Below are 12198 nucleotides of genomic sequence, written 5' to 3'. Positions count from 1 at the left end.
CACCACGTAGAGCCATGCTCGCTCACCCAACTGGCGCAGCTTGTCCACTTCGGGGCCGGTGATGATGACCGCGCCGGTCTGGGACCGGCCTTTGACTTCGATGAAACGCTTCTCTCCAGCCGGCGACTCGGACCGGATGTCGTAGTGCTCGCCGTCAGCGCTGACATCGAACGGCTTCCAGCCGCGGCCACGCTCGAACCGCATCGCCACTTCCATCGCAATCCTCTCGACCTCGTCATCGCGCTGCATTGGTACGCCCTGGCCCGGCGTACCGGTGTCGCTCTCCATCACCGCGTTCGGCGTGGGGCCGACCAAGGCGTGGCTGACTATCGTCGGCATGTCCGGAGACAGCCGCAACATTTGGTCCAATTCCTGAAGCCTGTCCTGCTTGCGCTGCCGCAGGACTGCAAGTCGCGAGGAAAGCCGTTTGGCCTCCTCCTCTTCTTCCTCGCCGAACAGTGACCGCTGGTGCAGTTGGTTCAGTACCTCGGTCAGTTCAAGGATTAGATAGGAGAATGTCTCTTCCAGGTATCGCCGGCGCAGGTCGCATTCCGTCTGTCTCGCCTGCAGGGTCGCATCAAGCTGCTTCTCGGTAATCTCAGCCAAAGCCCAGTCCCGAATGGTGTCTTCGCCACGTGGCGGCACATCGGGCAATACCATGTCCGCGTCGGGTGCGACGCAGTCCAGAAGGTAGGACGCCGAGGTCTTGCGCATCCCCATCCGATCCGAAACGACCAGGGCGAGCTGCTCGTGTGCGGGAGTTGTAGCAGTACCGGAAGGGCGGCGTCCATCCCTGATGACCGAACGGACAAGCCAGACTCCCTGTGGGGTGCCGAGGTTGGGGTCTGCGAGTACCGTACCCTGAGCCAGGCTGCGCTGCGCGTTCCGTATCGCCCATTCGAGGAGTACGTCGTAGAGCGGCTGGCCGGGACCAAGCAGCCGTGTGTTATCCGGGACGCGCACGGGGCTGGCGACACTCACGAGGGACTTGTCGAAGACCACCGGATCGGCCACGCGGTCGTCTATCGGCCGGCGTAGCTCCTGGCCAAGTAGCATCAGTGCAGGCGGCGCTGAACCTAGATACCAGACCGGGCTGGTTCGGTCCTGCCTCATCTCACCGCCGCAGGCAGCCCATGCGCGCTCAAAGAACCGCTGGATGAACAGCGGCTGGATGCGTCGTTCCTCGGATTGGTCCAGCAGTTCACGCGCCGAGCGAAGATTCAGTTTGGAGGCCAGCGAGGACTTCCGCTGGAGTTCGATTGCCGCCTTGGCGCGTTCTTCGCCCTGAGCATCATCAACCAGTTCGGCGGCCTTGCGCCCGCCTTGCGAGCTGTCGTCGGCGTCTATGGCCTCGGTAATCAGATCAACGAGACTCACGCCCTGCAGCCACTCGTCGATGACGTCGTAGACGCGGTCCTCGCCCATCTGTTCGCGCATCGTGTCGAGCTTGCTAAGGACCGTGGTCAGCACCGAGCCTTCGCGCGTGTTCTGCGCCACGAGGTTGTACACACGCACGTCTCCTAACTGGCCATAGCGATGGACGCGCCCCATGCGCTGTTCAAGACGATTCGGATTCCATGGAATGTCCCAGTTGATGAGGTAGCGGCAGAACTGCAAGTTGATGCCTTCACCCGCGGCGTCGGTGGCGACCATGATTGTCGCCTGAGTCTTGAACTTGACCTGCGCCCGCTTGCGTTCGTCTACGTTCATGCCGCCATGAGTTGTGACAACGGAGTAGCCCTTGGCTTCTAGACGCTCGGCCAGCTTGGTCATGGTGTCACGGTGCTCGGTGAAGATAAGCAGCTTTTCGCCCTCAGCCTTGATGACGCCGGTCGAATCGAGCACGTTGAGCAGCTCGTTGAACTTCGCTTCACGATGGTCGGCAAGGCCTCGTGCCAGTTTGAGAAGCTCTTCGACCTCGTCGCGCTCATCTTCCACGTCGCGAGGGCGTGCCGACAGCACTTGGCGCAGGATTCGCTTGTCGAAGCGTTCACGTTCGTCGTCGTCCAAGTCCTCATACTCGGAGATATCCTGCGGATCGTCTGGCCTGATGGATGATGGCGTGACAGCCGCACCTTCGGCTAGGACGCGCTTGCGGTCGCGCAGCATTGTCAGCACGTCGTTGAGAGCAGCGAGGCGGTTCTCGAGCGTCCGCGTTATCGCGTAGAGGCTGCTGGCCAAGCGGCGCTGCATAACCATCACGGTCAGCTCCACGTTCCTGTTGCCTGCTGCTCGGGCCTGTCTGCGCCTAGACCTAACGTAAGCGGTCACTCGGTCGTAGAGATCCTTCTCCTCAGGCGTGAGGTCATAGCCAACCGTCCTGGTATATCGTGGCTTGAACAGCGGTTGCCCGTTCCAGTCGACCATCTCTTCTTTCAGGCGGCGCAGGAAGAAACGGTTCTTTGCATGCGTTATCGGAGCCTCGTACTCGAAGGCTTCACCTGGAGTCGAGAGCAGCGCGGTCTGTTCGCGCACTCGCTGGCCAACAAGCTCATCCTTCTGGAACAGGTCAACGTCGAGTAACTGCAAGACGTATCGGAAGGTGTCCTTGCGACCACGGTGCGGAGTCGCCGTCAGCATCAGGAGATGGTCTGTTCTGGACGAAAGTTCCCTCAACGCACGATACCTTTCGCTCTCTTCCATACGCGTGCCGTAGGCATAGGCAGAGAGCTTGTGGGCCTCGTCGACGATGACCATGTCCCACTGCACCTGCTTGGCCGCGTCAAGACAAGGCTGGTTGCGGGCCAAGAAGTCCACCGACACCACGAAGATGCCGTCATCGTAGCGATGGAACTGCCGTGGATCCGCGTCAAACGAAGGCCGATTCACCAGCCGGGCGTCCAACCCGAACTTGCCCTGCAACTCCTCTTCCTGCCACTGCTTGGTGAGCCCGCCGGGCGTAACGACAAGCACCTTCCTGATGGCACCGCGAAAGAGCAGTTCTTTGATCACAAGTCCGGCCATGATTGTCTTGCCGGCTCCAGTGTCATCAGCGAGCAGGAAGCGGATGCGCGGCTGGGGTAGAAGATAGCGGTAGACTGCCTCTATTTGATGAGGTAGTGGGTCGACCACGCTGGCGTTCATTGCGAATAGAGGATCGAACTGGTAGGCGGTCTTCAGTCGCATAGCCTCGACGCCAAGCAGCCATTCCGCAGGATCGCCCTTGAAGTCGTGACTGTATCCGCGGACACGCGTGAGCGCCGAGGCCTGTTCAGGCGTAAGAGGACGGCTGTACTCTCGCCGCGACAGCACTCCCACGCCAACAACAAGCACCCATTGACCGGATTGGGACACTGACCGTATCTCAACGAGCTCCTGCGGCGCGAAGCCCTCCACAACGTCACCCGCCTTTATCGAGATGGACTGTGTCGTCATGGACAGCTCGACGGTCTCGCTCGCGCGCGGTCAATCACGCGGAGAGTTATAGCCGCGAACCGGACGGAAGTCAACGCGCGCCGTAGGAGCCGCTCACGGCCTACGGCTAACAGCCTACAGCCAGCCCAAGCGCAAGCGAGCCGAAGTACGGCTAGAACGAAACCCGGTTCTGTTGTCTGCCGGGCGGCAATTCTACAACGCTGTAGGATGGCGCGGAAGCGGGCTTTTGGGCCTATGTGTTTGAGGCTTGAGGCTTTGGGCTTGAAGCTGACGAAATGACCCCTGCACGTGGGGGAATACCCTCCGCATCGTTTGCATCGTTGTATCGTACATCGTTCCTCAGATAGTCGCGAACGTAGTCCCGGAAAGTCCTTCGTCCCTAGTCTCCGGAGCAGTCTGACCGGGAGTTCGGGGGCTTGTGTGCCGGAGAGCAGGGGACGCAGTTTGCCGGTCTGCAGTCCGCGTTCCTCTGCAGTGAGTCCGGGTACTTGTGGCCCGGACTGCCGCCGAGACAGCAGTCGAGGTTGCGTCCGGGTCAGTATTGGGACTTGCCTGCCGGGCTATGCGCGGAGGCAATGCAAACTGCAGAATGCAGATAGCAAAATGCAAAACGGCGGACCGGAGCGCGGCAGTGGCGGAGCCGGTTAGACCAGAATCCAGAACGCAGAAACTGGAATCCTGAACGCAGAATTGCAGGACCGGTAAGCAGATACGGCTGCCACAACATATGGTATGAGATCGAATCCAGACCACAATTCTGCCGTGGAGTGGGCGGCCCACGGGCCGCCTGGGGGGTAGCATCAGCCCATGGAAGAAGTCAAAAGTCAAAAGGTAAAAGTCAAAAGCCAACGCGAGGAACATCGAACCGAACATCTGCGCGAGCAACGAGTTGAGCAACTGCGGGTAGAACTCCGCGAGCAACGCGCGGTGCAGCGCAGAATCCAGGTCAGGATTGAGGTCGAGATTCAGCTCAAGATACAGCGAACGACGCGACCGCCGACGCGACGCACTATTCACCTAGCGATGCTTCTGCCGGTGCTTCGACCCCTGCTTCGCCGCGTGCTTCGACGGGTGCTTTGGAGGACTCACTCACTGCTCGCGCCAATGGTGCGCGGGCAGGGGCGGAATCGGAGTATCGGCTACTTGGCCAGGGCGAGCTTGAGCGGCTCCCAGTAGTATTCCCGCCAGCCATCCCTGATTCCCTCGTACGCACTCACAGGAACACCGGAGTGGAGGAAGTCGAGACGGGTGCCACTCTTTGTCTTGGTGAACGTGAACTTGACGGTTGAGTAGTAGCCCTTGGGCCAGTCTTCGTCGTTGCCACGCCAGCCCTGGAGAATCAGCTTGTCCTTCACCAGTTCCAGGTTCATTCCGTCGATCCAGCCGTCGCCCGCCTTGAACCTGCCGCCGACCTTGCGGCTGATTGTGGCCTTGGAGCCGGTGAACCGTGTGTGCTTCTTCGAGTCCATGAGCCACTCGTAGAGCTCGTGGGGCGTCGCGCCCCTGAAGGTGACCTGCTGGCGAATCGTCTTTGTTCTCATCTTCAGCTCCTTTTGCGGAAGCCCAATTGCCTACTTTCCTGTCCTGCGGGGAGACGTTGCCTGTCACGACAAATCCGAAGCTCGAAACTCGAAGCCCGATTGAAGCCCGAATCGCGGAGAAACACGAGTGCGGATCTGGCGTTCTGCATGTCTGCGAGTCTGTTTGCCCGTTGGACTAGTCTAATACGTGATGTGGAGCATTCAAGTCGTGTTGGCAGTAGCCGTGGTTATGGCATGCGGGGCCGCGCCGGCGGAGCAGGCAGTGGCGATTGAGAAAAAGGAGTTGCCGATGAATACCGACACCGCGACGTTCGCCGCGGGTTGTTTTTGGGGAGTACAGGCGGAGTTCGATAAGCTGAAGGGCGTGGTGCAGACGACCGTCGGGTATACGGGCGGGAAGACCGAGAAGCCGACCTACGACGATGTCTGTTCGGATGGCACCGGGCACGCGGAAGCGGTGGAGGTGGTGTTCGACCCGGGCGTCGTCACCTACGAGCAGTTGCTGGACAGGTTCTGGTCGATGCACGACCCGACCACTCTCAACCGGCAGGGACCGGACTTCGGGTCGCAGTACCGCTCAGCCATCTTCTTTCACTCGCCGGAGCAGCAGGCCTCGGCCGTCGCCGTTAAGGAGAAGCTCGCTAAGGCGCGGCGGTTCACCCGGCCGATAGTCACTCAGATTGTCCCGGCGGTTAGGTTCTGGCCGGCCGAGGAGTATCACCAGAAGTACTTCCAGAAGCACGGCGGCGGAAGCTGCCACATCTGAGGAATCGGAGAATCCAGAATTCAGAGACCAGAGTCCAGAGTCCAGAGCTCCGGTTCGGGCCGGCCACTCTGAATTCTGGTTTCTGGATTCTGAATTCTGGTCTATCCGGTTCCGCATTTGACTCATTTGGGCTGATTAGATAGTATTCCCCGTGGCACGCGGACTGGTCATTTTCCCGACCTACAACGAAGCCGAGAACATCGAGCGCATCCTGCCCGAGGTGCTCTCGAAGTCGCCGGAAATCGAAGCCCTGGTCATCGACGACAATTCGCCGGACAAGACCGGCGACATGGTCGAGCGGATGGCCGCGGCCGATTCCAGGATCCACCTGGTCCGCCGGCCGGGCAAGATGGGGCTGGGCACCGCGTACGTCCTCGGGTTCAAGTACATGCTCGAGCACGGGTACGACTATTGCTTCGAGATGGACGCCGACTTCTCGCACCCGCCGGACAAGGTGCCGGAGATGATCGAGCTATTGAAGGATTACGACCTCGTCATCGGCTCGCGCTACTCCGAGGGCGTGTCGGTCGTGAACTGGCCGATGAAGCGGCTGCTGCTTTCCTACTTCGCCTGCATGTACGCGCGGGTCGTCACCGGCGTGCCGATTCGCGACCTGACCGCGGGATTCAAGGCGTACCGGCGCGAGACGCTGGCCGGCATCGACCTCGAGAAGTTGAAGGAAGACGGCTACGGGTTTCAGATCGAGATTGACTTCCTGATCTGGCGCAAGGGCCTCCGTATCAAGGAGACGCCGATCGTCTTTACCGAGCGGCGCGCGGGCACGTCGAAGATGAACAAGAGAATCGTCCGCCGCGCCTTCTTCCTCGTGCTGCGGCTCAGGCTGCAGCGGCTCTTCGGAAGAGCCTAGCTCAAGCCCAAGCGGCTACAAGCCGCAAGCCTCAAGCTACAAGCTTCGGACCGGAAGCCCCGACCGAAATCTCACCACCAAGACACCAAGTCACCAAGAGCGCCAGAGGGCGGGGACACAAGCCCGGACGGAACCGGAGTCTCACCACCAAGGCACCAAGTCACCAAGAGCGCCACAAGCCCGGACGGAACCTGAGTCTGACCACCAAGACACCAAGTAACCAGGAGCGCCAGAGGGCGGGGACAGGGACGGACGTAACTCCTCCATCCGTTCGGCGCGACAGAGTCAGCCGGGCCAACTCCTAACCGTTAACTTCTAACTGCTAACTCTTGCGGACGAGCGCTTCGTAGCGCTCGCGGTGGTCGATCAGTCTGGCGTCTCTGAGTTCAAGAACCCGGTCGGCAAGCCTGGAGAGCAGGGCACGGTCGTGCGTGGCGAAGAGCACTCCGACCGGCGCGTTCGCGAGCAGGTTCTCGAGCGCGAGCAGGGCGTCAATGTCAAGGTGGTTCGTCGGCTCGTCCAGTATCAGCAGGTTTGCTCCGCCCGCGAGAATCCGCGCCAGCAGAACCTTTGACCGCTCGCCGGCTGATAGCTCGGAGAGCTTCTTCTCCGCGAACGCTTTGCGAAGGAGCAGCGTGCCGAGAACGGTCCGCGCGGTCTCCTGGTTGGCGCCGGACTCCATCACCTCTTCGAGCGCGGTTCGCTTGAGGTCGAGTGACGTTATGTCCTGCGGGAAGTAGCCGACCCTGGTCCCGGCGCCGAACTGCGCCTTGCCTTTGTCCGGCTCCAGTTCGCTGACGAGCATGCGCAGCAGGACGGTCTTGCCGGAGCCGTTGGGGCCGATGACCGCCACCCTTTCGCCGGTCCTCATTTCGAATGATGCGCCTTCAATCACCGTCCGGCCGCTGAATGACTTGGTGAGGTCTTTGGCCAGCACGGCCCGTTTATCAGGCAGTTCCTCGGTTACGAGCACGGGCCTGGGCCGCTTCTCGACGATCGGCTTCTTCGCCTCATGCGCCTCGATCATCTGCTCGATGCGCTTTTCGGCATGCTTGGCCCGCTTCGCCATCTTGGCTGCGCGGTGTCCCTCGAAGCCGCTGTCATGGGCCGCGGTCTTCGTTTTCTCGCGGCGGGCGGACCAGACCTTGCGCTCTTCGGCCGCGCGTTCGAGCTTGTGTATCTCCTTCTGCTGGACTTCGTGCTCGTGCTCGAGCTTCGCCCGTTCCTGCTCCCGGGCTAATTCGTAGTCGTCGTAGTCGCCTTCGTAGACCGTGAGCCGGGACCGGCGCAAGTCGAACACCCGGTTGACGACGCGGTCGAGAAAGACTCGGTCGTGCGAGACCACGAGCACGGTGCCGGCGAACTCCTCGAGGAAGCGTTCCAGCCACTCGCGCTGGCCGATGTCGAGGAAATTGGTCGGCTCGTCGAGGATGAGGAGATTGGGCTCGCGCACCAGGACCCGGGCGAGCTCCAGCCGCGCCCGCTCGCCGGGAGAGAGCACGTTGACCTTCGCCTTGTACCGGTCGAGGTTGAAACCAAACTGGGCCAGGGTCTTCTCGCAGCGGCTGCGGTAGCCGTTGCCGAACCGAGTGTTGAGTTCATCCTCGATTACCTCGTCCTTGGCCAGTTCGCCTTCATCATCGGGGCTGGCAGCGATTTCTTTGCGGAGCTGGGCAAGCCTGGCTTCCAGTTCTTCCATCTCACCGAAAAGCGCCTGCTCCACGGTCAGGTCCTCGTCGTCGAGCACGTCCTGCCGCACATAGCCGATTTCGGGCTCGCCCGCAATGGCGATGTCGCCCTGGTCCGGTTCGATCTGCCGCAGGATCAACTTGAGCAGGGTCGTCTTGCCGCTGCCATTCGGCCCGACGAGCCCGATCTTCTCGCCCGGGCTGATGGTGAAGCTGACGTGCTGCAGCACCGTCTCAGCGCCGAGTGATTTGCCGATATCAGTTGCGTTGATGAGCACTAACGCAGATTAGCGGACGGAGTCCGCTTGTCAATAACGATGCGGAGTTTCGCGATGAAGGCGCGGATGTTGGCACAGGATGAAATGGAAGACCACGGATGGATGGACCGGCCGAAGTCAGAAGGCAGAAGTCAGACTAGTGAAGCCAGAAGTCAGGGCGTTGGGGAATCAACTACGGATGGACACGGACAGACACGGATGAGGCGGGAGGCCGGCAGGAGCGGAGCCGGAGTCAACCACCAAGACACAAAGGCACCAAGAGGAGCCGGACACGGCCAGAGCCGGAAGCCAGGTGTCGGAAGTGAGGAGTGGGGTCAGGACACGTCCTTGACTCCTCGGTCTTCGCGGCTATCCTAGAAGCCGCGAAAGTCCTGCCGAGGTGGCGGAAATGGCAGACGCGCTAGGCTCAGGACTTAGTGGGTTCACACCCATAGGGGTTCAACTCCCCTCCTCGGCATGCCACGTACTTGGCGGAAGCTCGGCTTCCGCCTTTCTGCTTCTGTGTCTATCAGTGTTCATCAATGGTTCGCCAAGCAAGCAGGAAGCCGGACCGAAGTCCGGCTTCCATGGTCAGCTTGCCTGTCTAGAAGCTGTCGGCCACGTCCGAGATGCGGACGCCGTCGCAGATGATGTACTCCGGGATGCTCATCGCGGTCGGGGAGCGGCGGTCATACGTACCGGAGACGTTCCACGGAATCGTGCGCGAGGAGATGGCGGTGATGCCGCCGAACACCGACGGGATAGTGTCGGTGACGCGCGAGGAGAGGAGCGGCGCGACGAACTCGCCGTTCTTGATGAGCCGCGCGTTGAACCGGCTGGAGCAGGTGAACATGCCCTTGGTGGGGTCCGGCATGTGAACGTAGTGGAGTTGCGGGACGTAGAGCGCGTCCTGGGCCAGCTTGCGGCCGGCGTCGATCCCGGCCGGCGCGGTGCCCGGGGAAAGGCAGAAGTCGTCGTTGCCCAGGTCGCTTGCGGTGGGCTGGCGCTTGTACTTGGCCGCGGTGCCCGAGTCATAGAGGATGGTCTTGAGGATGCCCTTGTCGCAGAGGATGCGCGGGCGGCGGCGACTGCCCTTGAAGTCGAAGGGCATGCCGAAGACGTTGGGGTTGGTCGGGTCGTCGGTGATGGTGACGCTTTCCGGGAAGAGCCGGTCGCCGGGCTTCAGGTTCGAAGAAAACGCCCGCTTCTCTTCCCACATCCGGCCGACGAACGCTCCCCAGATGGTAAGGCCCAGCAGATTGGCAACCGCGTCGGGACCGAACATCACGCGCTGCCGATCGACGTGCGTCTTGTACCCGGGGTTCTTTTCGTACACGGGCAGCATGGCTTTGAACTCGGCGATGACGTCGTCGGCCGAGAACTCGCCCGCCCGTTTCTGGGTCCGCTCGGCCTGCAGCTCCCACTTCTTGTCCTGTTCTTTCAGGACCATGATGAAGCTGCCGTCGGTGAGCCGGCGGTAGGCTTCGTTGTCGTTGGCGGTGGAGATGTAGTACATCTCAGTCGAGCCGGACGACCAGGAGCCGGAGAAGTCGTACTTGCCCATCGGTTTGACCGCGTCTACGACTTTCTTGCAGAGCTCAGTCTTGGCCACCGGCGACAGCGCTTCCAGTGCCGGGTCGAACCCCGTCGAGTCGTCGACCGCCTCTTCGACCACGCCGAAGATGGGGTCGTAGTCCTTTGCCAGCGCGGCCTGGCAATTGGTCGCGGCGACCTTCAGCGCCTCGGCGAGCTGCGTCGGTGAGGTGATGTCGGAAGTCATGCTATACGCGCCGGACTTGCGTCCCTGTTGGACTGTGACGTCGAGCCGAGAGAGCTCCTCAGAGGTCGAGAGGGCAACCGAGGAGTTACCCAGTCTGATCAAACTCGACCGCTCGCGGTGGAAGTTGAACTCGGCCTCGAGTCCCTGCTTGCGCGCATCGGCCCGGGCCGCAAGCAACAGGTCGCGGATTCTCTTCTCCAGCATGTTTACTCCTTCTCCCCGGTTTCGACGCCACGGAAGCGCATCACCGGTATGCCGTGGCCGAGCTCCATTATCTGGTTCGGCTCGCCTTTGCCGCAGTTCGGCACCTGTTCCAGGCACCAGGTAGCTTTGCTCCCGACTTTGTCGAGCGAGTTCCAGAACTCGAGCGTGTGCCCGTGGTAGGTCGGGTTCTTGTAGACCTTGGTCTTCTTGCCGTTCTTCACTTCCCAGGCGATTTCCGTGGCGAAGTGGAAGTGCTCGCGGTTGGAACCGATCGACCAGGAGACCGGAACGTCGAGCACCACTCCGTCCTCGGTGGCAGCGATGATGTCCTCGAGCGTGCCGTCGTTCCCGGCGTCGATGTTGATGTTGGTCATCCGGTCAATCGGCGTGCGGTAGAACGCGCAGGCGCGGGCAGCGGTGCCGGATTCTTTGACGGCGACGCGGCCGGCCTTGGCGTTGGCCTCGGCCAGGTCCGTGCGCGAGGAGAGGACGTTGACGAGGATGCCGCTCTCAATCAGGTAGTAGTCGCGCTGGGGCGTGCCCTCGTCGTCGAAGCCAAACGTGCCGGGCGAGTTGAGCACGATGCCGGCCCGGGCGTTGAGCTTGTCCGAGCCGTAGCGGAGCTTGCCGATGTGCTCAAGGCGGACGTGGGAGCCACCGGCGAACGACAGCTCGTACCCGAGGATCCGGTCGAGCTCGAGCGCGTGGCCGATGGTCTCGTGGACCTGCAGGAAGCCCTGGCCGGGCAGGAGAATCACGTCACGCTTGCCCGCGGGCAGGGGGTCGGCCGCGATGATTTCCGACAGCTCCTTCCGGACACGCTCGGCGTGGCCGCCGAACGCCTCGGGATCGGAGAGCCATTCGTACCCGCGCGTGCCGTCGCCATTGCAGAAGAGCTCCATGGTGCGGCGCTGGGTGCGGCCCTGCGCGTCGGGAGCCATCACTGCCATCGTGCCAAAGGTGTTGAGCTGCCAGCGGTCGACCTCGGTGCTTTCGGAGTTCCAGTAGAAGATCTTCCGGCGCTGGAACCCGGCGGTGACATACCGGTGCGCGACCGTGCTGTCTTTCAGTCCGGCGTCGATGCCGGAGAGCAGGGCGAGCTTCTCGGACATGGGCACATGGAACGGGTCCTGCTTGACCGGTGGCCGGTACTGGCCTTTGGCAGGCTGGGCCGGGCCCATGTCTTTGGGGAAGCCGGGCAGCATGGTTGCGGCTTTGGCGTTGGCCAGCGCTTTGTCGAAGCAGGCCGATATCGAGGCGAGGTCGGCGGTGGCGGCAAAGCCCCAGGCACCCTTGTAAAGGGCGCGCACGCCGATGCCGCGCTCATTCGCGCCGTAGTTGGTTTCGAGGTTGCCGTCGTAGAGCGTGAGGCGCTCGGTGCGGTCCTCGTCATAGAGACGCGCGTCGGCGAAGCTGCAGCCGGCGTCAAGCATCCGCTTGAGATCGGCTTTCACGGCCGCGGCCTGCCGGTCGAATTCTGTGCTCACAGTGAAACTCCTTTTATCCAGACCAACGGACAGATTCGGGAATAGGACGCTACATTATGCCTGCAGGTTGCGGCTTGGCAAGGAAGACCAAAGGCGGGAGACGGTGGGCCGGCCCGGGCACATCGTGACCCCCTTTGCGCATTGCTGCTACGATTGATGTTACCTGACGATCAACCAGCGCGTCAAGGTCGAGCGCCGGGAGCAGGAGTATGCGCTGGTCAATCCCTGGCGC

Annotated in this window: 7 protein-coding genes and 1 tRNA gene; 3 read left to right on the top strand and 5 right to left on the bottom strand. The window is 61.8% G+C overall.

Annotation, left to right across the window (positions count from 1 at the left end):
- Together FJY68_11465 and FJY68_11460 are read right to left on the bottom strand one after the other, a co-directional pair.
- Nucleotides 1–3375: DUF3883 domain-containing protein (locus tag FJY68_11465; GenBank protein ID MBM3332445.1), on the bottom strand; the 3375-nt coding region annotated here is incomplete at its 3' end.
- 1139 nt (nt 3376–4514) lie between these two features.
- The gene (locus FJY68_11460; protein ID MBM3332444.1) at nt 4515–4916 is read right to left on the bottom strand and encodes a hypothetical protein; all 402 of its coding nucleotides are present in this window, start codon (nt 4914–4916) and stop codon (nt 4515–4517) included.
- A 289-nt stretch (nt 4917–5205) separates the two neighbouring features.
- Here FJY68_11460 and msrA point away from each other — a divergent pair, with 289 nt between their 5' ends.
- Together msrA and FJY68_11450 are read left to right on the top strand one after the other, a co-directional pair.
- On the top strand, nt 5206–5682 hold the full coding sequence (msrA, locus tag FJY68_11455) for a peptide-methionine (S)-S-oxide reductase MsrA (protein MBM3332443.1): 477 nt from the start codon (nt 5206–5208) through the stop codon (nt 5680–5682).
- A gap of 139 nt (nt 5683–5821) precedes the next feature.
- On the top strand, nt 5822–6550 hold the full coding sequence (locus FJY68_11450; protein ID MBM3332442.1) for a polyprenol monophosphomannose synthase: 729 nt from the start codon (nt 5822–5824) through the stop codon (nt 6548–6550).
- A 322-nt stretch (nt 6551–6872) separates the two neighbouring features.
- On the opposite strand, the gene FJY68_11445 is transcribed toward FJY68_11450, so the two are convergent.
- Nucleotides 6873–8516, bottom strand: a complete 1644-nt coding sequence (locus FJY68_11445; GenBank protein ID MBM3332441.1) for an ABC-F family ATP-binding cassette domain-containing protein — start codon at nt 8514–8516, stop codon at nt 6873–6875.
- 373 nt (nt 8517–8889) lie between these two features.
- On the opposite strand from FJY68_11445, the gene FJY68_11440 reads away from it, so the two are divergent.
- A tRNA-Leu gene (locus FJY68_11440) sits at nt 8890–8973 on the top strand.
- A gap of 126 nt (nt 8974–9099) precedes the next feature.
- On the opposite strand, the gene FJY68_11435 is transcribed toward FJY68_11440, so the two are convergent.
- Both FJY68_11435 and FJY68_11430 read right to left on the bottom strand, forming a co-directional pair.
- Complete coding sequence (locus tag FJY68_11435) at nt 9100–10479, bottom strand: hypothetical protein (protein ID MBM3332440.1); 1380 nt, start codon at nt 10477–10479, stop codon at nt 9100–9102.
- A gap of 2 nt (nt 10480–10481) precedes the next feature.
- Nucleotides 10482–11966: a TldD/PmbA family protein gene (locus tag FJY68_11430; protein ID MBM3332439.1), complete on the bottom strand. Its 1485-nt coding sequence runs from the start codon at nt 11964–11966 to the stop codon at nt 10482–10484.
- Nucleotides 11967–12198: the final 232 nt, after the last annotated feature.

This window comes from candidate division WOR-3 bacterium, from assembly GCA_016867815.1.
Taxonomy (GTDB): Bacteria; Hydrothermota; Tepidihabitantia; order Tepidihabitantales; family Tepidihabitantaceae; genus UBA2258.
The sequence above is the reverse complement of the archived record's forward strand: the minus strand, read 5'-3'. Positions and strand labels throughout refer to the sequence as shown.